Here is a 24,650-nt window from a genome sequence, read left to right as displayed (position 1 = left end):
GCTCCCGGTCGTCGGCTCCACCTTCAAGAACCCCGATCTCGCCCGCACCTACGCGGAGTTGGCGAGGAACGGCGTCGGCGCGCTCTACCGGGGCGACATCGCCGAGGACATCGTCGACACCGTCAACAAGCCGCCGGTCGACCCGGGTTCCGGCTGGAACGCCCGCCCCGGAGACCTGTCCGCCAAGGACCTCGCCGCCTACCGCGTCAAGTCCCAGGCGCCCACCAAGACCTCCTACCGCGGTCTCGGCGTCTACTCCATGGCGCCCTCCTCCTCCGGCGGCACGACGGTCGGCGAGGCGCTCAACATCCTGGAGAACACGGACCTGTCGAAGGCGAGCGACGCCCAGTACCTGCACCGCTCCATCGAGGCCAGCCGCATCGCCTTCGCCGACCGCGGGCGCTGGGTCGGTGACCCGGCCTTCGAGGACGTACCGACGAAGGAACTGCTGTCACAGCGCTACGCCGACTCCCGCGCGTGCCTGATCAAGGACGACGCGGTGCTGACGAGCCCGGTCGCGCCGGGCGACCCGCGCGACCCGGCGGCGTGCGACGCGAGCGGCACAGCGGCCCCGACCACCTACGAGGGCGACAGCACGACCCATCTCACGGTGGCCGACCAGTGGGGCAACGTCGTCTCCTACACCCTCACCATCGAGCAGACCGGCGGCAGCGGCATCACGGTCCCGGGCCGCGGCTTCATCCTCAACAACGAGCTGACGGACTTCTCCTTCACCCCGGCGAACCCGGCCGTCCACGACCCGAACCTGCCGGGCCCGGGGAAGCGCCCGCGCTCCTCCATGGCGCCGACGATCGTGCTCGACAAGCACCACAAGCCCGTCGTGGCGCTCGGTTCGCCCGGCGGCGCGACCATCATCACCACCGTGCTGCAGACGCTGACCGGATTCGTCGACCGGGGCCTGCCGCTGGTCGACGCGATCGCCGCGCCGCGCGCCAGCCAGCGCAACCAGACCACCACCGAACTCGAACCGGGCCTGTGGAACGGCCCGTTGAGGACCGAGCTGCAGGCCATCGGACACGGCTTCCGGCAGAACCCCGAGATCGGGGCGGCGACCGGTGTGCAGCGGCTGCCGAACGGGAAGTGGCTGGCCGCAGCCGAGACGGTACGGCGGGGCGGCGGCTCGGCGATGGTGGTGCGCCCGGCGCCGTAGCGCCTCATCCCGCCCGGTTCACAGCTCGGGGGCGGGCGGCAGCTCCTCCGTACGGAAGGCGAGCCGCCCGTCCTCCACGTCCACCGTCACCCGGCCGCCCTCGCCGATCCGGCCGTCCAGGAGCAGCCGGGAGAGCTGGTTGTCGACCTCCTTCTGGATGGTGCGACGCAGCGGACGGGCGCCGTACTCGGGCTGGTAGCCGCGCTCGGAGAGCCACTCGACGGCCGTGTCGGTGAAGTCGACCGACACCCCCTGGGCGCGGAGCAGGCCGCGGGTCTGGTCCAGCAGCAGGTTGGTGATCCGCTCCAACTGCTCGTGGGTGAGCTGGCGGAAGACGACGATCTCGTCGATGCGGTTGAGGAACTCGGGCCGGAAGTGCTCGCGCAACGGCCGCAGGATCCGCTCGCGCCGCGCCTCCTCGTCGGCCTCCGCGTCCCCCGCGCCGAAGCCGATCCCGGAGCCGCCCCGGCTGATCGCCTCGGAGCCGAGGTTGCTGGTCATGACGATGACCGTGTTGGTGAAGTCGACGGTCCGGCCCTGGGAGTCGGTCAGCCGACCGTCGTCCAGGACCTGGAGCAGGATGTTGAAGACGTCCGGGTGCGCCTTCTCGACCTCGTCGAGCAGGAGCAGTGAGTACGGGTGCCGGCGCACCACCTCGGTGAGCTGACCGGCCTCCTCGTGCCCGACGTAGCCGGGCGGGGCGCCGATCAGACGGCTCACGGTGTGCCGTTCCTGGTACTCGCTCATGTCCACCCGGACCATGCGCTCCTCGCTGCCGAACAGGGCCTCGGCGAGCGCCCGCGCCAGCTCGGTCTTGCCGACGCCGGTCGGGCCGAGGAAGAGGAAGCTGCCGATCGGCCGGTCGGGGCTCGCCAGTCCGGCCCGGGAGCGCAGCACCGCGTCGGAGACCACGCGTACCGCCTCGTCCTGGCCGATGACGCGCTGGCGCAGATGCTCCTCCAGACCGAGCAGCCGGTCCTTCTCCTCCTCGGTGAGGCTGCTCACCGGGATGCCGGTCTGCCGGGACACGACCTCCGCGATCGCCTCGGCGGTGACCTCCAGATGCTGGCCCTCGTCGACCTCCCCGTCGCCGCCCGCCTCCGCGATGCGCTGCTTCAACTCCACGATGCGGTCGCGCAGTTGGGTGGCCTGCTCGTAGCTCTCGTCGGCGACCGCCTGGTCCTTGTCCCGGTACAGCTGCTCGACCTCGCGCTCCATGGCCCGTACGTCCGTGCCCTTGGTCCGCGCCCGCAGCCGTACCCGGGCGCCCGCCTGGTCGATCAGGTCGATCGCCTTGTCCGGCAGGCGGCGGTCGGTGAGATAGCGGTCCGACAGTTCGACGGCGGCGACGAGCGCCTCGTCGGTGTAGCGGACCTGGTGGTGGGCCTCGTAGCGGTCGCGCAGGCCGCGCAGGATCTCGATCGCGTCCGCGGGGGTCGGCTCGGGGACCAGGATCGGCTGGAAGCGGCGGGAGAGCGCGGCGTCCTTCTCGATCCTGCGGTACTCCTCCAGGGTGGTCGCGCCCACGATGTGCAGCTCGCCGCGGGCCAGCGCCGGCTTGAGGATGTTCCCGGCGTCCATGGAACCGCCCTCGCCGCCGCCTCCGGCGCCCACGACGGTGTGCAACTCGTCGATGAAGACGATCAGTTGGTCGGAGTGCGAGCGGATCTCGCCCACGATGTTGTTGAGCCGCTCCTCGAAGTCGCCCCGGTAGCGGGTGCCCGCCACCACGCCCGTCAGGTCCAGCGCGACCACTCGGCGGCCGCTGAGGACGTCGGGCACGTCGGCGTCGGCGATCCGCTGGGCCAGGCCCTCCACGATCGCCGTCTTGCCGACGCCCGCGTCACCGATGAGGACGGGGTTGTTCTTGCCGCGCCGGGAGAGCACCTCGACGGTCTGCTCGATCTCCTCGTCCCGGCCGATCACCGGGTCGATACCGCCCCGGCGGGCGAGGTCGGTGAGATCGCGGCCGTACTTGTCGAGGGTGGGCGTGCCGGTGTCGACGCGGGGCCGCTGGTCGCCGCCGGGCCGGGGCTGGGTGCTGTCGGCGGCCTCGGACGGCATGCCGGAGGGGGCGAAGCGGGCCGCGTTGAGGATGTGCCCCGCCGCGGAGTCGGGGTTCGCGGCGAGGGCGCTGAGCACATGCTCGGGGCCGATGTAGCCGGCGCCCCGCGCCCGGGCCAGGTCGTGCGCGTCCAGCAGGGCGCGCTTGGCGGCCGGCGTCAGGGACAGCGACGTCGGCGGCGGGGCCTCGCCCGGCGGGTGCTGGACCGGGCCCGACCGCTCGTCGATCTCCGTCGCCAGGGAGTCCGGGTCCGCGCCGGCCCGGCTGAGCAGGGTCCGCGTCGGCTCGGCGGAGAGCGCGGCGCGCAGCAGGTGCTGGGTGTCCAGGTCGCGGCTGCCGTGCTCGGCGGCGTACTGGGCGGCGCCCCTCACCAGCTCCCGGGCCGGCTGACTGAGCAGGCGGCCGATGTCGATCTGCCGGGGACCGGGGCGCGGTCCGCCGAAGAAACGGGCGAGGAATTCTCCGAAGGGGTCGTAGTCCTCCGGACCACTGAAGCCGCTGGTCATGGCGTTCCCATCCGGCGTCCCTGCGCGGGCAGGGTCGCCCTCGCTGATCGACGTGCCGGAGTCGGGTAACCCGGGCGGAAGCCGGTTACACCTGGCCGCGTTCGTAGAACACCTTCGCACGAACGGTGCCGGGGGGCACCTCCAGGGAACCCCACGGGGGAGATGCCCCGGCCCGTCGGCGGTCGTCGACCAGGGCCGGCTCCTCGAACCTCCCGCGCGCCTGGGGACAGCCGGTCCACGAAGCGGGTTCCGCGTCCGTTCAGCGTGCGGTCAGGATGCGTGGTCCTGTGTCCGTGATGGCCACGGTGTGCTCCGTGTGGGCTGCGCGGGAGCCGTCGTTGGTGCGCAGGGTCCAGCCGTCCGGCGCCGCGTGGTAGTCGTCCTTGCCGCTTGCGATGAGCATCGGCTCGATGGCGAGGACCATGCCGTGCCGCAGCGGCATGCCCCGGCCCGGACGGCCCTCGTTCGGCACCGACGGATCCTCGTGCATCTTGCGGCCGATGCCATGCCCGCCGAACCCGTCCGGGATGCCGTACCCGGCCGCCCGGCACACCGACCCGATCGCGTGGGCGATGTCGCCGATGCGGTTGCCCACCACGGCCGCCTCGATGCCCGCCGCCAGCGCCCGCTCCGCGGTCTCGATCAGGCGTACGTCGGCCGGGCGCGGCGTGCCGACGGTGAAGCTGATCGCCGAGTCGCCCGCCCAGCCGTCCAGTTCGGCGCCGCAGTCGATGGAGACCAGGTCGCCGTCGCGCAGGCGGTAGCCGGTCGGGATGCCGTGCACGATCGCGTCGTTCACCGAGGCGCAGATGACGGCGGGGAAGGGGACGGGCGCGAAGGAGGGGCGGTAACCGAGGAAGGGGGAGGACGCCCCCGCGCCGCGCAGCACCTCGCGCGCCACCTCGTCCAGCTCCACCAGGGAAACTCCCACGTCAGCGGCCCTTTTCACCGCCGTCAGGGCCTGGCCGACGACCTGTCCGGCCGCGTACATCGCATCGATCGACGTGTCCGTCTTCAACTCAACCATGCCAATTACTATACCGGTATTAGAATGACGGCATGGTGCGCACTCCTCTCACCCCCGAAGAACGTGAACGCGGCGAGCGGCTCGGCCGGCTGCTCCGCGAGGCCCGTGGCGGCCGCAGCATGACGGAGGTCGCGGCGAGCGCCGGCATCTCCGCCGAGACGCTGCGCAAGATCGAGACCGGCCGGGCGCCGACCCCGGCCTTCTTCACGGTGGCCGCCCTGGCGCAGGCCCTCGGTCTGTCGATGGACGAACTGGCCGGGCGGTGCGCGCCGGTCGTCGAGGCCGCCGCCTGACGGGGTCGTACGTCACCTTCCGGCAGGTCCGCCGTACTCTGCGTTCAGCCGGAAAACTTCCCGTAGCGCGTTCGTAACACGGCTGGTGTTGCCTAGCGGACCGGAGTGCTCCGGTCTGGCGGGAGTCGTGCGATGTCAGTGGAACAACTCCCGGCTCGGATGCGGGAGTTCGTGAACTACCTGGATGGTCTTCTGGCGCGCCTCGACCAGGGCGCCGGCTGGTGCGGCGTGTTCTGGCAGCGCGACCCGGACGGCATGCAGGCATGTCTCGACGGGCGTGAAGTGCCGCCCTGGGACGTGGTGGAGGCGCTCCTCCACGACCTCGCCGCCCAGTACGGCCCCGGCGGCGCCGGCCCCGAGACGGAGCGCGCCCGCGCCCTGCACGCCGCCGCCCTCGCCGCGTACGACGCCCGTCCCGGCGCCCGTGACGCCCTCGGGGACCGGCTCGACGTCATGCTGCGTGAGCAGCGGTACGCCGTCGAGCGGCAGGCGGAACTGGGCCGTTTGCTCGCCGCCGCCACCAGTCAGGAGGAGGCCGACGCCTTCCGTGTCGACCTCGCCTGGGCCCGCGACGACCACGAACGGGCGACCGCCCGCTGCGCCGAACTCCGGGACCGCATGGCCGACCTGGACCGACGGGCGGCGAGTGGACGGGGGCAGGCGATACGCCGGGAGCGGGAGCGGGAGCGCGTGGGGGAGGGTGCCGTCTTTCGCGTCGACGAGGGGATCGGGGGCGACCGGTTCAGGGGCGAGGGCTTCGGTGACGACCGGTTCGGCGGCGAGGGGGCCGAGGACGAGCGGTCGGGCGGCGACGGGTTCGAGGACGAACGGTTCGGTGGCGGTCGGTCGGGGCGGGACTTGTTCCGGGGAGACGGTTCCCTGACGGAGGGTTCGCCGGGGCGGTTCGGCGGCGGGCGGTCGGAACGTGACGGGCTCCGGGGGGCCGGTTCCGGGGCGGACGGTTCGTCGGCGGCCGAGGCGGTCGGATGGCCCGAGGAGCACCGGAAGGGCACCTACGAGGAGGCGGGTCGGCGGACGGCAGCTCCCGCCGGGGCGGGCGCCGACCGGCGCGAGGCGCGTCGAGCCGTCGCCCCGGCCGCCTGGCGCTCCGGAACCGGCCCGTCCGAGCGGCCGGACGCGCAGGGCCCGGGCGGCGCCGGCATGGACCACCCCGACGCCCACCGCACCCCCGCCCACCCGACCGTCGGCGACCCCACCCCGGCGCCGGCGGCCGAGCCGGACCCCGGCCCCGCCTCCACCCCCAGACAACGCAAGCGCCGCCGAGGCAGCGCCCGCTTCGCCGGGATCGTCGAGGAGGAGGCCACCCCCGTCGTCGTACCGCCCACCGCCGCACCCGCCCTCCCCGCCCCGCCGGTCACCGCCCGCCGTACCCCGCGCGGAGCCCGGTTCGCGGGGGCCGACGAGGAGACCCCCGTGCCCACGGCGACGGCGCCGCGGGCCGAGCCGATGGACGCGGCGGACCGGAGGGAGGTCTCCCGGACCGTGGAGACGCTGGTGCGGCTGCGTGGCGAGGGGCGTAGCGGTGAGGCGCACGTGCTGCTCGTGGAGGCCGCTTACTGGCCCGCTGCCCGCTTCCCGGCCCTCGCCATCGAGATGGAGCGCGCCGGGCTCGGCGCCGACTGGGCGACCCTGCTGTGGGAAGCCGCCTCGCTGCCGGCGGAGCGGCTCGTCTCCGCCGCCGACGCGCTGACCGCGGCGGGGCGCACCGAGGACGGGGAGCGGATCCTCCGGCAGGGCGTGGCGCGGCCCGCGCACGAGATCGGGCAGGCCGTGGTGCGGCTGGCCGGGGAGGGGCGGCGTCGCGCGGTCAGTGCGCTGCTCGACGCGTACGTCAGCGTCCGCACCCCGGAGGAGGCCGCCCGCAGCGTCGCGCCCGACCCGAAGACGCTCGTACCGCTCCTGCTGGAGGCCGCCCGGGGCGTCTCCGACGAGCGCCACTGGGATCTCGTGCACGCCCTGCGGGTCGCGGGGTTCACGGCCTGAAAACCCCACCGCACCGGTCCCAGCGGCCCCATCCGTCACCCACTGGAGTGTGAAACGTGATCGACTCAGCGGGTTGACGACGATGGTCTTGGCAAGGCTGTTTCCGGGGCTTACTTTCGAGCCTCTACAGCCCTCTCTACGGGCGTAGAGGCTCTGACGTCCCGTCGAAGGAGCAGCTCATGGCCAACGTCGTCCGTGCCGCTCTGGTCCAGGCCACCTGGACCGGCGACACCGAGTCCATGGTGGCGAAACACGAGGAGCACGCCCGCGAGGCGGCTCGGCAGGGCGCCAAGATCATCGGCTTCCAGGAAGTCTTCAACGCCCCCTACTTCTGTCAGGTCCAGGAGCCGGAGCACTACCGCTGGGCCGAGCCGGTCCCCGACGGGCCGACCGTGCGCCGTATGCGGGAGCTCGCCCGCGAGACCGGCATGGTCGTCGTCGTACCGGTCTTCGAGGTCGAGCAGTCGGGCTTCTACTACAACACCGCGGCCGTGGTCGACGCCGACGGCACCTTCCTCGGCAAGTACCGCAAGCACCACATCCCGCAGGTCAAGGGCTTCTGGGAGAAGTACTACTTCAAACCCGGCAACATCGGCTGGCCCGTCTTCGACACCGCGGTGGGGAAGGTGGGCGTCTACATCTGCTACGACCGCCACTTCCCGGAGGGCTGGCGGCAACTCGGCCTGAACGGCGCCCAGCTCGTCTACAACCCCTCCGCCACCCATCGCGGCCTCTCCTCCTACCTCTGGCGCCTGGAGCAGCCGGCCGCCGCCGTCGCCAACGAGTACTTCGTCGCCGCGATCAACCGCGTCGGCGTCGAGGAGTACGGCGACAACGACTTCTACGGGACGTCGTACTTCGTCGACCCGCGCGGCCAGTTCGTCGGCGACGTTGCCAGCGACAAGACCGAGGAACTCGTCGTCCGCGACCTCGACTTCGACCTCATCGAGGAAGTGCGGCAGCAGTGGGCCTTCTACCGTGACCGCCGACCCGACGCCTACGAAGGACTGGTGCAGCCATGACCAGGGACCTGCTGGGACGCCACCGCGGCGTCATGCCGGACTGGCTCGCCCTCTACTACGAGGACCCGCTGGAGATCACCCACGGCGAGGGCCGCCACGTCTGGGACGCCGAGGGCAACCGGTATCTCGACTTCTTCGGCGGCATCCTCACCACGATGACCGCGCACGCGCTGCCCGAGGTGACCAAGGCGGTGAGCGAACAGGCCGGGCGGATCATCCACTCCTCCACCCTGTACCTCAATCGGCCGATGGTCGAACTCGCCGAGCGCATCGCCCAGTTGAGCGGCATCCCGAACGCCCGCGTCTTCTTCACCACCTCCGGCACCGAGGCCAACGACACCGCCCTGCTGCTCGCGACGACCTACCGGCAGAGCAACACGGTCCTCGCGATGCGCAACAGCTACCACGGCCGCTCCTTCAGCGCGGTCGGCGTCACCGGCAACCGCGGCTGGTCCCCGACCGCGCTGTCCCCGCTGCAGACGCTCTACGTCCACGGTGGCGTGCGCACACGCGGCCCGTACGCCGCGCTGAGCGACGCCGACTTCATCGCGGCCTGCGTCGAGGACCTGAAGGACCTCCTCGGCCACACCCGCCCGCCCGCCGCCCTGATCGCCGAGCCCATCCAGGGTGTCGGCGGCTTCACCTCCGGGCCGGACGGCCTCTACGCCGCCTTCCGCGAGGTGCTCGCCGAGCGCGGCATCCTGTGGATCGCCGACGAGGTGCAGACCGGCTGGGGCCGCACCGGCGAGCACTTCTGGGGCTGGCAGGCGCACGGGCAGTCCGGACCGCCGGACCTCATGACCTTCGCCAAGGGCATCGGCAACGGCATGTCCATCGGCGGGGTCGTCGCCCGCGCCGAGATCATGAACTGCCTGGACGCCCACAGCATCTCGACGTTCGGCGGCACCCAGATCACCATGGCGGCCGGCCTCGCCAACCTCACCTACCTGCTGGAACACGACCTCCAGGGCAACGCCCGCCGGGTCGGCGGACTGCTCCTGGAGCGGCTGCGCGCCGTCGCGGCGCAGGTGCCGCACGTACGGGAGGTCCGCGGCCGGGGCCTGATGCTCGGCATCGAGATCACCCGGCCCGGCACCGACGAGGCCGACCTGGCCGCCGCGTCCGCCGTGCTGGAGGCGGCCCGCGAGGGCGGCCTGCTCATCGGCAAGGGCGGCGGGCACAACACCTCTTCCCTGCGTGTCGCCCCACCCCTGTCCCTCACCGTCGCGGAGGCCGAGGAAGGCGCCGCGATCCTCGAGAGCGCTCTGAGGAGCATCTAGCAGGACCCACCCGAGCAAGGGAAGCACTGCCATGACCACCACCCGGGAGCCCTTGGAGCCCTTTGAGCCCGCGGAACCCCTGGAGCCCGCCCTGTCGGTCCGTCAGGTCCTCACCCTGGAGCGGGTCCAGGCAGGGGAACCCGAGGTGGTGGCCGGCGCCGGTCAGCTCGACCGGCCGGTGCGCTGGGTCCACGTCGCCGAGGCGCCCGACGTCGGCGTGATGCTCAGCGGCGGCGAGATGGTGCTCACCACCGGGGTGCTGCTCGCCGGGGACGAGGACAAGCAGGCCGAGTACGTCCGGTCCCTGCACCGGGCGGAGGCCGCGGCCGTCGTCCTGGGCCTCGGCCGGGCGTTCCCCTCCCCGCCGGCCGTGATGCGCCGGGCGGCCGAGCGGTGCGGGCTGCCCATGGTCGTCCTGCACCGTCCCTTCCCGTTCGCCGAGCTGACCGAGGAGGTGCAGTCCCGGCTCGTACGGCGCAAGTTCGCCGCCGTCAGCCTCTCGGAGGCCGTACGCACCGCGCTCACCGGACTCATCACCGCGGGCGCCCCGCTGCAACACCTCCTCGACGAGGTCGCCTCGCACAGCGCCTGCCCCGTCGTCGTCACCAACCTCGCCCACCGGGTCCTCGCCACGGCGGGGGAGCGGTCGGCGGTGGACGACGTGCTGCGCGACTGGGAGCGCATCGCCCGCCAGGCATGGGGGCACCGCCCAGGCCGTTCAGGCACTGGGGGAGGCACCGAGGGCGACGGCTGGATCCGCGCCGAGCTGGGCGGGCGCGGGGAGCGGTGGGGCCGGATCGTGCTGTGCGGGTACCGGGGCGACACCGCCACCGGACGGCTGCTCGCCGACCGCGCCGCCGAGGCCCTCGTCCTGCACCGCATGCTCGGGGGCAACTCCGCGCGCACCTGGGAGGAGCAGTCCGCGCAGAGCCTGCTGACCGACCTGGTCAGCGGGGTCGTACCGGCACGGCAGTTGCTGCCACGCGCGCGGGCGGCCGGACTGCCGGTCAACCGGCGCACCTTCGTGCCGCTGGTCGTGCGGGACGGCGAGGCGGCCCGACTGGAGCGCGTGCTGCGGATGCTGGGGCTGCCCGGGATCGTCGCCGAGCTCGCCGACGGGGCCACCGCCGTGCTGCTGAGCCTGGCCCGGGACCAGGACGCCGGCGTACTCACCGCGAACTTCGCCGCCCGGGCGCGCTCCGAGTCGGGCGCCGCCGCAGCCGTCGTGGCCGCCGCCGACGCGCGCACCGTCTGGGACGACGTGCCCGCCGGTCTGCGCGAGGCCCAGCACGTCGCCGACGCCGTGGCCGACTCCTCGGCCGTTCTCGACCTCCCGCCCGTCGTCCGCCTCAGGGATGTCCACCTGCGCGGCCTCGTCCGCCTCCTGCGCGACGACCCGCATGTGCAGTCCTTCGCGGAACGGGAGCTGAACGGGCTGCTGTGCGGGGCGGACGAGGATCTGCTCGTCGTGCTGCGGACCTACCTCGCCACCGGCCGCAACAAGTCCCGCACCGCCCAGCTCCACCACGTCTCCCGGCCCGCGCTCTACCGCCGGCTGGAGGCGATACAGGCGCGGCTCGGTGTGGACCTCGACGACTTCGAGCAGGCCGCCTCGGTGCACATCGCACTCCTCGCGCATGACGCGCAACAAGGTTGAAACATGCAGTGACCTGCGAAAACGGCGGTGAAACATGGTTCCACGACAAGGTGACACCGTGACACGCCGCACGCCCGCAGACGTGACACGGTGCAACTCAAAGAGGGCTCGCCGGCTTTCTACGCTCCTCGGACACCGAGCGACCGGAGGTCCCGATGAGCAGAGTGATCCGCGCCGCGATCTTCCAGACCGCGTGGACCGGCGACAAGGAATCGATGATCAAGGTCCACGAGCAGGCGGCACGCGACGCGGCCGCGCAGGGTGCTCAGGTCCTGTGCTTCCAGGAGCTGTTCTACGGACCGTACTTCTGCCAGGTCCAGGACAAGGCGTTCTACGAGTACGCCGAGCAGATCCCCGAGGGCCCGATCGTCCGGCGCTTCCAGGCGCTGGCGAAGGAACTGGGCCTGGTCCTGGTCCTGCCGATGTACGAGGAGGAGCAGCCCGGCGTCCTCTACAACACGGCCGCGGTGATCGACGCGGACGGCTCGTACCTCGGCAAGTACCGCAAGCACCACATCCCTCAAGTGCCGGGATTCTGGGAGAAGTTCTACTTCCGCCCGGGCAACGCCGGCTGGCCGGTCTTCGACACCGCCGTCGGCAGGATCGGCGTCTACATCTGCTACGACCGCCACTTCCCGGAGGGCTGGCGGGCGCTGGGCCTCGCGGGCGCCGAGATCGTCTTCAACCCGTCGGCCACCTCCCGCGGGCTCTCCCGCTACCTGTGGCAGTTGGAGCAGCCGGCCGCGGCCGTCGCCAACGAGTACTTCGTGGGCGCGATCAACCGGGTCGGGGTCGAGGACCTGGGCGACAACGACTTCTACGGGACGAGCTACTTCGTCGATCCGGAGGCGCAGTTCGTCGGCGAGGTGGCGAGCGACAAGGAGACCGAACTCGTCGTCCGCGACCTGGACATGGCCAGGCTGCGCGAGGTCCGCGACCGCTGGCAGTTCTACCGCGACCGCCGCCCCGACGCGTACTCCCCGCTCACCGCTCCGTAACCGGCCCAGACCGCCGCCGGTCCGGAGTACGGGGGCCGGACCGGCGGCACCGACCGACTCGTACGACACCAGGAGAGACCATGAGCAGCCGTACCGTCATCCGCGGTGGTCTCGTCATCACCGCGTCCGACGAGATCCACGCCGACGTCCTGATCGAGGACGGCCGTATCGCCGCCCTCGCCGCGAGCGGCACCCCGGCCGCCGAGGCATGGACGGCGGGCCGCACCATCGACGCCACCGGGAAGTACGTGATCCCCGGCGGGGTCGACGTGCACACCCACATGGAGCTGCCGTTCGGCGGCACCTTCGCCTCCGACACCTTCGAGACCGGCACCCGGGCCGCCGCCTGGGGCGGTACGACGACGATCGTCGACTTCGCCGTGCAGAGCGTGGGCCACAGCCTGCGCGAGGGACTGGACGCCTGGCACGCCAAGGCCGAGGGCACCTGCTCGATCGACTACGGCTTCCACATGATCGTCTCCGATGTGAACCAGGAGACGCTCAAGGAGATGGACCTGCTGGTCGAGGAGGGCGTCACCTCGTTCAAGCAGTTCATGGCCTACCCGGGTGTCTTCTACTCCGACGACGGCCAGATCCTGCGGGCCATGCAGCGCTCCGCCGAGAACGGCGGGCTGATCATGATGCACGCCGAGAACGGCATCGCGATCGACGTGCTGGTGGAGCAGGCGCTGGCGCGCGGCGAGACCGACCCGCGCTATCACGGGGAGGTGCGCAAGGCGCTGCTGGAGGCCGAGGCCACCCACCGCGCCATCAGGCTCGCCCAGGTCGCGGGCGCGCCCCTGTACGTCGTGCACGTCTCGGCGATGGAGGCAGTCGCCGAGTTGGCCAAGGCACGCGACGAGGGGCTGAACGTCTTCGGCGAGACCTGCCCGCAGTACCTGTTCCTGTCCACCGACAACCTCGCCGAACCCGATTTCGAGGGCGCCAAGTACGTGTGCTCCACGCCCCTGCGGCCCAAGGAGCATCAGGCCCAGCTGTGGAAGGGCCTCAGGACCAACGACCTCCAGGTGGTCTCCACCGACCACTGCCCCTTCTGCTTCGTGGGCCAGAAGGAGCTGGGGCGAGGGGACTTCTCGAAGATCCCCAATGGTCTTCCCGGCGTCGAGAACCGGATGGACCTGCTCCACCAGGCCGTCGTCGACGGCCGGATCTCGCGCCGCCGCTGGATCGAGATCGCCTGCGCGACCCCGGCCCGGATGTTCGGCATGTACCCGAAGAAGGGCACGATCACGCCGGGCGCCGACGCGGACGTCGTGATCTACGACCCGCAGGCCGAGCAGGTCATGTCCGCCGTCACCCACCACATGAACGTCGACTACTCGGCGTACGAGGGCAGGCGCACCACCGGCCGGGTCGAGACGGTCCTCTCGCGCGGCGAACCCGTCATCACCGAGCGGGAGTACACCGGGCACGCCGGGCACGGCGTCTACACCCCCCGCTCCACCTGTCAGTACCTCAACTAGGAGCGGACTCCATGGACTTCGGACTCGTCCTGCAGACCGACCCGCCGGCCTCGCGGGTGGTCAGCCTGATGAAGCGCGCCGAGCGCGGCGGCTTCAGCTACGGCTGGACCTTCGACTCCGCCGTGCTGTGGCAGGAGCCGTTCGTGATCTACAGCCAGATCCTGGCGAACACGCAGAAACTGAAGGTCGGCACGATGGTGACCAACCCGGGCACCCGCACCTGGGAGGTCACCGCCTCCACCTTCGCCACCCTCAACGACATGTTCGGCAACCGCACCGTCTGCGGCATCGGCCGAGGCGACTCCGCGATGCGCGTCGCGGGCCGCAAGCCCAACACCCTCGCCCGCATCAGCGACGCCATGAAGGTCATCCGGGCGCTGGGCCGCGGCGAGGAGGCCGACCTCGGCGGCGGCACGGTCGTCAGGTTCCCGTGGATCAGGCCGGGCGCCGAACTCCCCGTGTGGATGGCGGCGTACGGACCCAAGGCGCTGAAGATGACCGGCGAGGAGGCCGACGGGTTCATCCTCCAGCTCGCCGATCTCTATCTGACGGAGTACATGGTCAAGGCCGTGAAGGACGCCGCGGTCGCCGCCGGACGCGACCCGGCGGACGTGAAGGTCTGCGTCGCCGCTCCCGCATACGTCACCGAGGACGACTCGCCCGAGGCCCTCGCCCACGCCCGGGAACAGTGCCGCTGGTTCGGCGGGATGGTCGGCAACCACGTCGCCGACCTGGTCGCCAGGTACGGGGAGCACTCCGCCGCCGTCCCCGACGCGCTCACCGACTACATCAAGGCCCGCGAGGGATACGACTACTCCCACCACGGACGCGCCGACAACCCCGACACCGCGTTCGTGCCCGACGAGATCGTCGACCGGTTCTGTGTCATCGGACCGGTCGAGAAGCACATCGAGAAGCTGAACGCGCTGCGTGAGCTGGGCGTCGACCAGTTCGCCGTCTACGACATGCACGACGCGCAGGAAGCCGTCATCGACGCGTACGGCTCGAAGGTCATCCCCGCGGTCAACTCCTGACCGAGGTCTTCGAGTTCGGACGTGTCCGGCACCACCGCTCCACCCGACCCCCCACACCTTGTCTCCCTCCCCGCGGTCTCCGGCCTCCCCGCCTCCGCCCTGGGGAGGGGCCCAAGGCCCCCGCACGGCCTGTCCGTCCCGTCCCGCACTGTCGATTGGCCTGCTCATGACCGAAACAGTCCCCACGGGGTCACCGATATCGCAGTTCGCCGGCGCCGACGGTCGCGTCGAACTCGCGCCCGAGGCGTTCCCCGCCGACAGCCCCTTCGCCAACGAGGACCTGCGTCCCGTCCCCGTCGCCGAGCGCAGGTGGACGACGTACAACTTCGCGGCCCTGTGGATCTCCATGGCCCACTGCATCCCCAGCTGGACCCTGGCCTCCGGCCTGGTCGCGCTCGGCATGGACTGGAAGCAGGCCGTCTTCACCATCGCCCTCGCCAACGTCATCGTGCTGCTGCCGATGCTGGCCACCGGGCACGCCGGACCCAAGTACGGCATCCCGTTCCCGGTGCTGGCACGGGCCTCCTTCGGGCTGCGCGGCGCCAACATCCCGGCGATGATCCGGGCGGCCGTGGCCTGCGGCTGGTTCGGCATCCAGACCTGGATCGGCGGGAGCGGCATCTTCGCCCTCGGCTCCAAGCTCACCGGCGGAGGGTGGGAGAACGCCGGGAAGATCGCGGGCAACCCGTGGCCGCTGTGGCTGTGCTTCCTCCTCTTCTGGGCGCTGCAGATCGCCATCATCTACCGGGGGATGGACTTCCTGCGGCACTTCGAGAACTGGGCCGCGCCCTTCGTGATCGTCGGTGCCTTCGTGCTGCTGGCCTGGATCGCCGTGAAGGCGGACGGCTTCGGCGCGCTGCTCGACCAGCCCTCGAAGCTGGGCTGGGGTGCCGACTTCTGGCCGGTCTTCTTCCCGTCCCTGATGGGCATGATCGGCTTCTGGGCGACTCTCTCGCTCAACATCCCGGACTTCACGCGGTTCGGCGCCAGCCAGAAGGCCCAGACGTGGGGCCAGTCGCTGGGCCTGCCCACGACGATGACCCTCTTCGCGATCCTCGCCGTGCTGGTCACCTCCGGCTCCGAAGCCGTCTACGGAGAGGCGATCTGGGACCCGGTCACCCTCGCCGCCAAGACCGACAGCGTCTTCGGCCTGCTGTTCGCGCTGATCGTCGTCCTCGTCGCCACCGTCTCGGTGAACATCGCGGCGAACGTGGTCTCCCCGGCCTACGACCTGGCGAACCTGGCGCCGAAGCTCATCAACTTCCGCACGGGCGCGCTGATCACCGGTGTCGTCGGCATCCTGATCTTCCCGTGGAAACTGATCTCCACGCCGGAGTTCTACATCTTCACCTGGCTCGGCGTGGTCGGCGGCCTGCTCGGCACGGTCGCGGGCATCCTGATCGCCGACTACTGGATCGTGCGCCGCACGGTCCTGCACCTCGCCGATCTCTACACGCCCGGCGGGCGCTACTGGTACGCGTCCGGCTGGAACTGGCGCGCGATCCTCGCCTTCCTCGTCGGCGGCGTCCTCGCGGTCGGCGGCTCGTACTCGGGCGTCGGCGCCGACGGCTCGAGGACCGGACCGTTCCCCGCCGACGGGCTGATCCCGTTCCTCAAGCCCCTGGCCGACTACGGCTGGGCGGTGGGCCTCACGGCCTCGCTCGTGCTGTACGTGGCGCTGATGGCCGGCCACCGCGAACGCGTCGACGCCTGAACCGGCTCCGACAGGACGGTCAGCCCTTCTGGCCGTCCTTCAGGGCGGCCACCGCCTCCTTGGCCGCCCTGATCGCGCCCTTGTTGATCTCGTCCGTGCCGGGCGCCTTCTTCGACTCGAAGTCGCTTCCGCTGTACGTGACGGAGACCAGCGCGTTGGAGACGCGGACCAGCACCACGCCCTCACGGGTCTGCTGCTTGTCCTCCGTGGTGAGGTTGACGACGGAATAACCGGAATCGCCGATGCCGGGGACCTCCCCGCCGCCGCTCCTGGCCGCGACGCGCTCCTTGAAGGACGTCCGCGCCGCGTCGTCCGACGCCGTTATCTCGAAGGACACGTCCAGCCAGCGGTAGTCGTAGCCCTTGAGCGCGTTCCACGAGCAGGTGCGGCGCAGCTTCGAGTCGGTCGACGGGATCTCCTTGCCGGCCGTCTTGGCGTTCGGCACGAGCGAATCGATCGTCTTCTTGCCCAGGCCGTCGCAGGGCGCGGGAGCGGTTCCGTACGTCTTCGACACCACCGCCGTCGCGGGGGCCGAGGGCGACTTGTCGTCGTCGGCCTGCTGCGTCGTCCGGTCCTCGGCGGCCGGCGTCGCGGCGTACGGTCCGGACGACAGCGCCCATCCCGCGGCGGCGAGCACGACGACGGGCGACAGACGCGCGGTGAGGGCGAGCGGCAAGGGAAGAGAACGCACGGCGCACTTTTCGTGGGGGACGGTGCGGAGGGAGTCCGCACTGCGGACGGGACGCCAGTGTCACATGACTCCCTCTGGGGCGGAAGGGCCAACTCGCTCCGTGCCGGTGCCGTTACGCCATGGCCGCAATTACGTGCCGTCCTGGGCGAGTTGCACGCTCTCCTGGATGTTTTGGGTGGAAAGTGAGCTTTCGATGCGGTCCACGGCGAGGAACGCCCCGTATGCCACGAGGTGCACCAGACAGTGGTCGGTGTGCTCCGGCCGACGCCAGGCCGCCACGTCCGCGTCCGTGATGCGGTACGGCGCGAGGGCGGCCAGCAGCGCCAGGCGCGCGCCGGGACGCTCCCGCCGGTCCGGGAGGCCGGCCAGGTCGAGCGGCGGATGCGCCCCGTCCCAGTGCCGCATGACGTCCTCCACGAGGTCCTGGTCGTCGCTGTCGAGGAGGCCCGCGCCCGCCAGGGCCGCCCTGAGCAGCGCCGCGTAGGCGAGACCGACGGGCGTGCCGCCCGCCCACGCGGGGGCTTCGCCGGGGTCGGTGTGGTCGAGCAGCGACAGGGCGAGGCCGGGCCGCGCGGGGCGGCGTACGGTCCGGGCGAGTGTGCGGCCCGCGAGGCTGCGTACCGCCCGGAACCGCTGGGCGCCCGCCGGCAGCAGGTTCTCGGTCAGCAGGGCCGACGCGATCCGGTTGATGAAGTGGAAGGCGAGCGCGGTGCCGAGGTAGGCGGGGGCATGCGCGCGCGGGAAGGGGTACGGGGCCAGGGCGGCGCCGGGCACGCGCGTGTGCCGCCCCCAGGCGAGCACACGCGCGTGCTCCTCGTCGCGTGGAGCCTCCCCGCGCGCCAGCCGCTCCGCGAGCGCGTGGTCGCCGGTGGCGTGCAGCAGCACGGTGTGCGCGTCCACGCAGAACGGGCACTTGTTGGCGAGCGACACCCCGAGGGCCACCAGTTCCTTGCCGGTCCTGCTGCCGGCCCCCGCGATGAGGGACTCCCGCATCAACGCCCAGGTGGGGGCGAGGAGTTCGGGAGCGGAGGACAGGACCACGAACGTGGAGGGCTCGGCGATGCCGAAGTCGAGGGCGAGTTGGGCGTACACCTCGGCGACGGTGCCGGTGGCCGACCTGGGTGGGAGGGGCTCGGTGTGACGGAAGGGTGTGGGCATGGCAGTAGCGTGCGCCGCCGGGGCGGGCCGGGTCGTCGTACCGCCGAAGGCAGTCGGGGCTGCGACGGCCGGGCGGGGCGGTGCCGGGAACTACTGCGTGGGGAGTAGTCGCGGAGCCGTCCACAGGGGTGACGTCACTGTCGGTGCGGCGGTCTACTGTGCGGGCATGAACGGGAGTCGGACCACCACACGCGAGCGGCTCGTCGACGCGGCCGTCGCGGTCGTGGTCGGCGCGATCGTCGTGCTCGTCGCCCTGGCGGACGGCCGTGACGGGCCCGTCGACCTCGCCCTGATCGCGGTGGGCTCGCTGGCCCTCGCCGGGCACCGCACGGCTCCGCGCGCGGTGCTGGCGGTCACCACGGTCTGTCTGCTCGCCGAAGTCGTCCACGCGGGGACCTCGACCGTCATGGCCCTCCCCGTCGTCGGCGCCGTGCACACGGCGGGGCGGACCGGACACCGGGCCACGGCCGCCGCGGCCGCCGCCGTCTTCCTCGGCGGATACGTGGCGGCGGGGTCGGCGAGCGGCTCCGTGGCGTGGGAGGCGCTGCTCCTCGCCGGCTGGTTCCTGTGCGCGGTGGTGACGGGCCTGGCCGACAGCAACTGGCAGGCGTATCTGCGCCAGACCGAACAGCGGGCCCTGGAGGCCGAACGCACCCGTGAGGAGGCGGCGTTGCGCAGAGCGGGCGAGGAACGTCTGCGCATCGCCCGGGAGTTGCACGACTCCCTCACGCACAGCATCTCCATCGTCAAGCTCCAGGCGGGCGTCGCCGTGCACCTGACCCGCAAGCGCGGCGAGGAGGTGCCGCCCGCGCTGCTCGCCATCCAGGAGGCGAGCGGCGAGGCGATGCGCGAGCTGCGCGCCACGCTGGAGGTGCTGCGCACGGACGAGCCGACCGGCACTCCGGCGCTGCTCGTGGAGCGGGCGCGGGCGGCGGGACTCGCGGTGGAGCTGACGGTGACGGGGGAGGAGCGGCCGCTGCCGGCGACGGTCGACCGGGCGATGTACCGCATCGTCCAGGAGGCCCTGACGAACGCGGCGCGGCACGCGGGCCCGGCGAAGGTGGTCGTTCAACTGGGATACGGAGATGGTGAGTTGGCGATCGACGTCGAGGACGAAGGCACGGCCGACCCGTCCGGCCCTCCCGCCCCCGGCATCGGCCTGACCGGCATGCGCGAACGCGTCACGGCCCTCGGTGGCACCCTGGACGCCGGCCCGCGCGAGGGCGGTGGGTTCGCGGTGCGGGCGCGGCTGCCGCTGGGGAAGACGGGATGACGGGCGACCTGATCAGGGTGGCGCTGGTCGACGACCAGGCGCTGATGCGGGCGGGCTTCCGAGCGCTCCTGGAGGCCGAGGACGGCGTCGAGGTGGTCGGCGAGGCGGCGGACGGGGAACAGGGGCTGGAGCTGATCCGCGCCGAGGCCCCCGACATCGCGCTGATCGACGTGCAGATGCCGGTGATGACGGGCATAGAGGCGACGCGCAGGATCGCCGAGGACCCCGCGCTGTCACCGGTCCGCGTGGTGATCCTGACGAACTACGGCCACGACGAGTACGTCTTCGAGGCACTGCGCGCCGGTGCCAGCGGCTTTCTGTTGAAGGACACCGAACCGGCCGATCTGCTCCAGGCGATCCAGGTCGTGGCACGCGGGGAGGCGCTGCTCTCCCCGTCGGTGACCCGCACGCTGATCGGTGAGTTCGTCTCCAGACCCCCGGACCGGGCCACGGCTCCCGGCCTGGAGTGCCTGACCCGCCGCGAGCGGGAGGTGACGGCCCTGGCGGCGCGCGGTCTGACCAACGAGGAGATCGCCGAGCACATGGTCATCAGCCCGTTCACGGCGAAGACCCACATCAGCCGGGCGATGACGAAGCTGGGGGCGCGGGACAGGGCGCAACTCGTGGTGTTCGCCTACGAGTCGGGACTGGTGGCCGCGCGGGGAGCGGATCAGCGGTCGGGGTGATCGACGCACCAGTTTAAGTCAGGCTAACTTTACTTTACGTGTAGAGTTTTATCTCGGTGCGCCGCTCGGCGGACCGGGCTGCCCTGACGAAAGTGAGGTTCTGGTGACTCTTTCGCGCCTGTTACAGGTCCGCGGGACCGGTGCCCCGGACGATCCGGCACGCGGTGGTTCCCTGTCCCGCCGGCGTCTGCTGGCCGCGGGAGGCGCCCTCGGCGTGAGTGCCGCGGTGCCGGCGTGCAGTGACAGCGGTTCCGGGACCGGTGCGGAGTCGGACGGCGACGGCTGGAGCTTCAAGGACGACCGGGGCCGCGCCGTGAAGGCGGACGCAAGACCGGAGCGCATCGTCGCCTACGTGGGCTCCGCCGCGGCGCTGCACGACTACGGCGTCGACTGTACGGCCGTCTTCGGCCCCGCCACCTACAGCGACGGAAGGCGCACGCCCCAGGCCGGTTCGCTGGATGTGAAGAAGCTCGACAGCGTCGGTGTGCAGGCGGGGACCTTCAACATCGAGAAATTCGCCTCCTTGCGCCCCGACCTGCTGGTCAGCAACATGAACCAGCCCAAGCGCCTCTGGCAGGTGCCCGACGAGGGCGCCGACAAGATCGAGAGCCTCGCTCCCAGCGTCGCCATCACCACCTCCGGCGTCTCCCTGCTCCACCCGATCCAGCGGTACGCGGCGCTCGCCGAGGCGCTCGGCGCCGATCTGAAGGCGCCCCGGGTGGCTGAGGCCGAGCGCCGCTTCGAGACGGCCGCGGAGCGGCTGCGCCGGGTGGCCGGGGCGAAGAAGGATCTGAAGGTCCTCGCCGTGGCCACCCAGGCGGAGAACCTCTACGTGGGTGCCCCCGGGATGTTCCCCGACACCCGGTACTTCGACGAGCTCGGCGTCGGGTTCGTACACCCCGAGAAGCCGGCTGCGCCCGGGTTCTGGGAGCTCGTCAGCTGGGAGAACGCGGACCTGTACCCGGCGGACGTGATCTTCGCCGACCAGCGTTCCAACAACCTGCCCCTGAAGGAGGTCGCCAAGACCAAGGGCACATGGAACCGGCTGCCCGCGGTGCGGGCCGGACAGGTCGTGCCCTGGAACAACGAGGCCCAGTTCAGCTACGCGGGATACGCGCCGCTCGTCGAACGGCTCGCCGACGCGCTGGAGAAGGCCCGCAAGGTCACCTGACCCTCACACGGACGGCAGGGCCCCTTCCAGGATGTGACGCAGCCCCCGTCCGTAGCTGTACCTGGCCTCTATGTCGCGGGAGTCCGCCGCGAGGCGCACGAGATGGGGGAAGTCGGCCCCGGCGGCCTTCGCGACCGCTGCCTCGGGGTAGTGCGGCGCCTTGCCGTCATGGGGCTCCACCTGGTGGGCCGGAGCCCTGCCGGTGTCCTCCGCCGTGCCCTCGCCCCCGGGCTCCTGCGTCATGCACAGGACCTGGCCCGCGGTGTAGTACCAGATCGTCTGATGCGCCCAGAACGCCTCCTCGTGCGTCAGGCCGCAGTCGACCAGCGCGCCGAGGATCTCCTCCGTCATCCACAGCGCGGACACGCCCACCACGTTGCCCCGGGCCAGCACCGGCACCACCCAGGGGTTGTCCCCGAAGGCGTCGAACATCAGATGGCAGACGGTCGTCAGCCGCTGCCGGGGATCCTCCGGCAGCGGCGGTCGCGGCAGGTCCTTGGCGACGTGTTCCAGGATGAGCATCAACAACTCGTCCTTGTCCCGCACATGGTGATAGACGGCCATCGCGGTGCTGCCGAGGGCCTGCGCCAGACGGCGCATGGTCAGCGTCTCCGCCCCCTCGTCACGGACGATCTCGTACGCCGTCGCGACGATCTGGTCGCGTGACAGGCGGGGTGGCCGTCCCCTGCGCGGACGGCTCGCCGGTTTCTCGGTCAGGGCTCTCGCCTCCTGCTGTGTTCCGTTGCGTTTCGCGTGCGCGGGCATTCTCCCCGAACCCGTCGAGGAGGCTTGAGGGCTTCTTTTTTTACATGTACAGTATATCGCGTTCCGAGGGTCCGGTGAGGCCGAGCGAAGAGAGAGAAGCCGATGGAACGGGTCGCAGACGACAGGCGCAGGCCGAGCGCGGTACCACGGATACGGACGTATCTCGCGCCTTTGATCCGCAAGACCGCGGTGACACCGCGCATGCTGCGGCTGACGGTCGGCGGGGAGGCGTTGCGCGGCTTCGAGGCCGGCGCGGTGGCGGACGAGCGGGTGAAGCTGTTCTTTCCCCCGGACGGCGAAGTCGCGCCCGCGCTCCCGGTGTTCGACGCCACGGGCATGCACTTCCCCGAGGGCGCTCCCCTGCCGCACGCGCGGAACTACACCGTGCGCCGCTTCGATGCGGACCGGTTGGAACTCGACCTGGACTTCGTCGTCCACGGCACCGGACGCGCCTGCGACTGGGCTGTGCGGGCCGAGCCGGGCGCCCTGCTCGGCCTGGCCGGGCCCGCGGGAGGCATGGTCCCCGCCGCGACCGCCGACCTCCATCTGTTCGCCGGCGACGAGACCGCGCTGCCCGCCATCGCCACGCTCGTGGAGCGGTTGCCCGAGGGCGCGCGCGCCCTCGTGTTCGTCGAGGTCGCCGACGCCCGCGAGGAGCAGCCGCTCGACGTTCCGGCCGGCACCGACGTCGAGATCCGGTGGCTGCACCGCGGCACGGGCCCGTGGCGTACGCCCACCCCGCTGGAGCGTGCGGTACGGGCCTTCGGATGGCCCGACGGCGAGGTGCACGCCTGGGTGGCGGGCGAGGCGGCCATGGTCCGCGAGCTGCGCCGCCAGCTGCGCCACGAACGGCGGCTGCCCCGCGAGAACCTGCACGCCACGGGTTACTGGCGCCTCGGCAGGACCGTCGAGCAGTGGGTCCAGGAGGAAGGCGAACCGCGGGCCGAGGACGACTGAGCCGCGGCCTTGCCGCCGCCCCGCACATCGTCACCACAGCCGCTCGGAACACCGACACGCGACGCGGAACACCGACACGCGATGACGAACCATGCCCGCAAGGGCGGATCAGGAGAGCTGGTGCAAGAGACAATGAAGCCGGACGGCGCGCCCGTCGGGCTGGGGTGGGTGCTGACCGTCGTGGTCGCGACGCAGTTCATGGTGACGCTGGACGCGTCCGTGGTGAACGTCGCCCTGCCCGCCGTACAGTCGGACCTCGCCTTCAGCGAGGCCGGGCTGCTGTGGGTGGTCAACGCCTACACCCTCGTCTTCGGCGGCTTCCTGCTCCTGGGCGGCCGGGCGGCGGACCTCTTCGGACAACGCCGGGTCCTGTGGCTCGGGCTCGTGCTGTTCGGTCTGGCGAGCCTGGCCGGCGGTCTGGCACAGGAGCCCTGGCATCTGGTCGCGGCCCGGGCCATGCAGGGGCTGGGCGCCGCGGTGCTCGCGCCCGTCGCCCTCACCATCATCACGACCGTCTTCCCCGCCGGGGCGCCGCGCGCCAGGGCGCTCGGCCTGTGGAGCGCGGCCGGCGCGGCCGGCGGAGCCGCCGGTGTACTGATCGGCGGACTGCTCACCGAGTACCTCGACTGGCGCTGGGTGCTGCTGATCAACGTGCCGATCGTCGCCCTGGCCGCGGCGGGCGGCCGGACCGTCCCCGGCGGCGGACCGCGCCGGGACGCGCGCCTCGATCTGGTCGGCGCCGCACTGGCCACCGCCGGACTCGCCTCCCTCGTCTACGGCGTGGTCCGGATCGGCAGCGACTCCCTCACCTCGGGGGCCACGCTCGGCTTCCTCGGCGCCGGGGTCCTGCTGCTGGCCGCCTTCGTGGCCTACGAGGCCCGGCGGCCCGAGGAGCCCCTGGTGCGGCTCGGGCTGTTCGCCCACCGCGCGTTGACCGGCGCCAACCTGACGATGCTGCTCCTGGCGGCGGGGCAGTTCGCGGCCTTCTACTTCGTGTCCCTGTACCTCCAGCAGGTGCTGCACTACGAACCCGCCGCGGCGGGGCTGGCGTTCCTGCCCTTCTGCGTCGGGTTCACCACGAGCGCCATGCTCGCCAGCCGGGTGATCGGCCGGGTCAGCCCGCGCGCCCTGGTCGTCGGCGGCACGCTGGTCGGTGCCCTGGGGCTGCTGTGGTTCAGCCGGATCGCCGTCGACGGCGACTTCCTGTCCAGCGTCCTCGGCCCGTCGCTGGTCACCAGCCTCGGCATCGGTGCCTGCTTCGTGCCGCTGACCCACGCCGCCACCGCGAACGTGCCGACCTCGGACGCGGGCATGGCGTCGGGTCTGCTCAACAGCTCCCAGCAGGTGGGCGGTTCGCTCGGCCTCGCCGTCACCGTGAGCGTCTCCAGCAGCCGGATCGACGGACTTGCCGCCGACGGCAAGGCCCCGCTGGAGGCCCTCACCGGCGGGTACGGTGCGGCACTGCTCGCCGGAGCCGCCCTGCTGCTCGCGGCGACGCCGGCGGCGTTCGTCCTTCCCGGGCGGGCGAGGACCGAGGCGCCGGGGGACGGGGACGCGGTCGCCGACGGCGAGGTGGCCGGGTCGGCGGTGACGCCCGCACGCCGATGGCGAGTTCTACCTCGGTGGTGGGGTGGGACGCGGTGGTGGTCATCGCTGCTCCTCGGTCATCGCTGCTCCTCGTGCGGGTGCGGTGG

At 71.8% G+C, this 24,650-nt stretch carries 20 protein-coding genes; 15 read left to right on the top strand and 5 right to left on the bottom strand.

Features of this window, described 5'->3' with window-relative positions:
* Nucleotides 1-1,171: gamma-glutamyltransferase (locus ABZ078_RS40870; RefSeq protein WP_356583603.1), on the top strand; the 1,171-nt coding region annotated here is incomplete at its 5' end.
* A gap of 18 nt (nt 1,172-1,189) precedes the next feature.
* On the opposite strand, the gene ABZ078_RS40865 is transcribed toward ABZ078_RS40870, so the two are convergent.
* Both ABZ078_RS40865 and map read right to left on the bottom strand, forming a co-directional pair.
* Entirely contained in the window at nt 1,190-3,742 is a 2,553-nt protein-coding gene (locus ABZ078_RS40865) for an ATP-dependent Clp protease ATP-binding subunit (protein WP_356583602.1), read from the bottom strand.
* A gap of 259 nt (nt 3,743-4,001) precedes the next feature.
* Nucleotides 4,002-4,769 (bottom strand): type I methionyl aminopeptidase, encoded by a 768-nt coding sequence (gene map, locus ABZ078_RS40860; protein WP_356583601.1) that lies wholly within the window; start codon nt 4,767-4,769, stop codon nt 4,002-4,004.
* Nucleotides 4,770-4,801: 32 nt separating this feature from the next.
* Here map and ABZ078_RS40855 point away from each other — a divergent pair, with 32 nt between their 5' ends.
* From ABZ078_RS40855 to ABZ078_RS40815, 9 genes are all read left to right on the top strand, one after another.
* Nucleotides 4,802-5,062 (top strand): helix-turn-helix transcriptional regulator, encoded by a 261-nt coding sequence (locus ABZ078_RS40855; protein ID WP_356583600.1) that lies wholly within the window; start codon nt 4,802-4,804, stop codon nt 5,060-5,062.
* A gap of 132 nt (nt 5,063-5,194) precedes the next feature.
* Nucleotides 5,195-7,066, top strand: a complete 1,872-nt coding sequence (locus tag ABZ078_RS40850; protein WP_356583599.1) for a hypothetical protein — start codon at nt 5,195-5,197, stop codon at nt 7,064-7,066.
* A 179-nt stretch (nt 7,067-7,245) separates the two neighbouring features.
* Nucleotides 7,246-8,088 (top strand): nitrilase-related carbon-nitrogen hydrolase, encoded by an 843-nt coding sequence (locus ABZ078_RS40845; RefSeq protein WP_356583598.1) that lies wholly within the window; start codon nt 7,246-7,248, stop codon nt 8,086-8,088.
* Nucleotides 8,085-9,368 carry an aspartate aminotransferase family protein gene (locus ABZ078_RS40840; RefSeq protein WP_356583597.1) on the top strand — a complete coding sequence of 428 codons (1,284 nt, stop codon included), beginning with the start codon at nt 8,085-8,087 and terminating at the stop codon, nt 9,366-9,368. Before ABZ078_RS40845 ends, ABZ078_RS40840 begins: the two co-directional genes overlap by 4 nt.
* 31 nt (nt 9,369-9,399) lie before the next feature.
* Complete coding sequence (locus tag ABZ078_RS40835; protein ID WP_356583596.1) at nt 9,400-11,025, top strand: PucR family transcriptional regulator; 1,626 nt, start codon at nt 9,400-9,402, stop codon at nt 11,023-11,025.
* A gap of 155 nt (nt 11,026-11,180) precedes the next feature.
* Entirely contained in the window at nt 11,181-12,023 is an 843-nt protein-coding gene (locus ABZ078_RS40830; protein ID WP_356583595.1) for a nitrilase-related carbon-nitrogen hydrolase, read from the top strand.
* 80 nt (nt 12,024-12,103) lie between these two features.
* Nucleotides 12,104-13,507, top strand: a complete 1,404-nt coding sequence (gene hydA, locus ABZ078_RS40825; RefSeq protein WP_356583594.1) for a dihydropyrimidinase — start codon at nt 12,104-12,106, stop codon at nt 13,505-13,507.
* An 11-nt stretch (nt 13,508-13,518) separates the two neighbouring features.
* Entirely contained in the window at nt 13,519-14,541 is a 1,023-nt protein-coding gene (locus ABZ078_RS40820) for a TIGR03842 family LLM class F420-dependent oxidoreductase (protein ID WP_356583593.1), read from the top strand.
* Nucleotides 14,542-14,707: 166 nt separating this feature from the next.
* On the top strand, nt 14,708-16,255 hold the full coding sequence (locus tag ABZ078_RS40815; RefSeq protein WP_356583592.1) for an NCS1 family nucleobase:cation symporter-1: 1,548 nt from the start codon (nt 14,708-14,710) through the stop codon (nt 16,253-16,255).
* 19 nt (nt 16,256-16,274) lie between these two features.
* Here the strand turns inward: ABZ078_RS40815 and ABZ078_RS40810 are convergent, their stop codons facing one another.
* Nucleotides 16,275-16,946 (bottom strand): hypothetical protein, encoded by a 672-nt coding sequence (locus ABZ078_RS40810; protein WP_356583591.1) that lies wholly within the window; start codon nt 16,944-16,946, stop codon nt 16,275-16,277.
* 129 nt (nt 16,947-17,075) lie between these two features.
* Nucleotides 17,076-18,104 carry a carboxymuconolactone decarboxylase family protein gene (locus ABZ078_RS40805; RefSeq protein ID WP_356583590.1) on the bottom strand — a complete coding sequence of 343 codons (1,029 nt, stop codon included), beginning with the start codon at nt 18,102-18,104 and terminating at the stop codon, nt 17,076-17,078.
* 166 nt (nt 18,105-18,270) lie between these two features.
* Here ABZ078_RS40805 and ABZ078_RS40800 point away from each other — a divergent pair, with 166 nt between their 5' ends.
* The 3 genes from ABZ078_RS40800 (at nt 18,271) to ABZ078_RS40790 (ending at nt 21,234) form a co-directional block, all read left to right on the top strand.
* Nucleotides 18,271-19,377 (top strand): sensor histidine kinase, encoded by a 1,107-nt coding sequence (locus ABZ078_RS40800; RefSeq protein WP_356583589.1) that lies wholly within the window; start codon nt 18,271-18,273, stop codon nt 19,375-19,377.
* Complete coding sequence (locus ABZ078_RS40795) at nt 19,374-20,063, top strand: response regulator transcription factor (RefSeq protein WP_356583588.1); 690 nt, start codon at nt 19,374-19,376, stop codon at nt 20,061-20,063. Before ABZ078_RS40800 ends, ABZ078_RS40795 begins: the two co-directional genes overlap by 4 nt.
* A 172-nt stretch (nt 20,064-20,235) precedes the next feature.
* Nucleotides 20,236-21,234 carry an ABC transporter substrate-binding protein gene (locus ABZ078_RS40790; protein ID WP_356583604.1) on the top strand — a complete coding sequence of 333 codons (999 nt, stop codon included), beginning with the start codon at nt 20,236-20,238 and terminating at the stop codon, nt 21,232-21,234.
* 3 nt (nt 21,235-21,237) lie between these two features.
* Here the strand turns inward: ABZ078_RS40790 and ABZ078_RS40785 are convergent, their stop codons facing one another.
* The gene (locus ABZ078_RS40785; RefSeq protein ID WP_356583587.1) at nt 21,238-21,999 is read right to left on the bottom strand and encodes a TetR/AcrR family transcriptional regulator; all 762 of its coding nucleotides are present in this window, start codon (nt 21,997-21,999) and stop codon (nt 21,238-21,240) included.
* A gap of 171 nt (nt 22,000-22,170) precedes the next feature.
* Between ABZ078_RS40785 and ABZ078_RS40780 the strand changes: the two genes are divergently transcribed.
* Nucleotides 22,171-22,956: a siderophore-interacting protein gene (locus ABZ078_RS40780; protein ID WP_356583586.1), complete on the top strand. Its 786-nt coding sequence runs from the start codon at nt 22,171-22,173 to the stop codon at nt 22,954-22,956.
* A 120-nt stretch (nt 22,957-23,076) separates the two neighbouring features.
* A partial coding sequence (locus tag ABZ078_RS40775) for an MFS transporter (RefSeq protein WP_356583585.1) occupies nt 23,077-24,650 on the top strand: 1,574 nt, incomplete at its 3' end.

The sequence above is a fragment of the Streptomyces sp. NPDC006385 genome (assembly GCF_040612485.1).
In the GTDB taxonomy this organism is placed as follows: domain Bacteria; phylum Actinomycetota; class Actinomycetes; order Streptomycetales; family Streptomycetaceae; genus Streptomyces.
This window is presented reverse-complemented; position numbering and strand designations above follow the sequence as displayed.

Excerpts from the sequence above, each read along its gene's own strand:
- ABZ078_RS40865 (WP_356583602.1), bottom strand. The coding sequence starts at position 3,742 with ATGACCAGCGGCTTCAGTGGTCCGGAGGACTACGACCCCTTCGGAGAA.
- map (WP_356583601.1), bottom strand. The coding sequence starts at position 4,769 with ATGGTTGAGTTGAAGACGGACACGTCGATCGATGCGATGTACGCGGCC.
- ABZ078_RS40855 (WP_356583600.1), top strand. The coding sequence starts at position 4,802 with ATGGTGCGCACTCCTCTCACCCCCGAAGAACGTGAACGCGGCGAGCGG.
- ABZ078_RS40850 (WP_356583599.1), top strand. The coding sequence starts at position 5,195 with ATGTCAGTGGAACAACTCCCGGCTCGGATGCGGGAGTTCGTGAACTAC.
- ABZ078_RS40845 (WP_356583598.1), top strand. The coding sequence starts at position 7,246 with ATGGCCAACGTCGTCCGTGCCGCTCTGGTCCAGGCCACCTGGACCGGC.
- ABZ078_RS40840 (WP_356583597.1), top strand. The coding sequence starts at position 8,085 with ATGACCAGGGACCTGCTGGGACGCCACCGCGGCGTCATGCCGGACTGG.
- ABZ078_RS40835 (WP_356583596.1), top strand. The coding sequence starts at position 9,400 with ATGACCACCACCCGGGAGCCCTTGGAGCCCTTTGAGCCCGCGGAACCC.
- ABZ078_RS40830 (WP_356583595.1), top strand. The coding sequence starts at position 11,181 with ATGAGCAGAGTGATCCGCGCCGCGATCTTCCAGACCGCGTGGACCGGC.
- hydA (WP_356583594.1), top strand. The coding sequence starts at position 12,104 with ATGAGCAGCCGTACCGTCATCCGCGGTGGTCTCGTCATCACCGCGTCC.
- ABZ078_RS40820 (WP_356583593.1), top strand. The coding sequence starts at position 13,519 with ATGGACTTCGGACTCGTCCTGCAGACCGACCCGCCGGCCTCGCGGGTG.
- ABZ078_RS40815 (WP_356583592.1), top strand. The coding sequence starts at position 14,708 with ATGACCGAAACAGTCCCCACGGGGTCACCGATATCGCAGTTCGCCGGC.
- ABZ078_RS40805 (WP_356583590.1), bottom strand. The coding sequence starts at position 18,104 with ATGCCCACACCCTTCCGTCACACCGAGCCCCTCCCACCCAGGTCGGCC.
- ABZ078_RS40800 (WP_356583589.1), top strand. The coding sequence starts at position 18,271 with ATGAACGGGAGTCGGACCACCACACGCGAGCGGCTCGTCGACGCGGCC.
- ABZ078_RS40795 (WP_356583588.1), top strand. The coding sequence starts at position 19,374 with ATGACGGGCGACCTGATCAGGGTGGCGCTGGTCGACGACCAGGCGCTG.
- ABZ078_RS40785 (WP_356583587.1), bottom strand. The coding sequence starts at position 21,999 with ATGCCCGCGCACGCGAAACGCAACGGAACACAGCAGGAGGCGAGAGCC.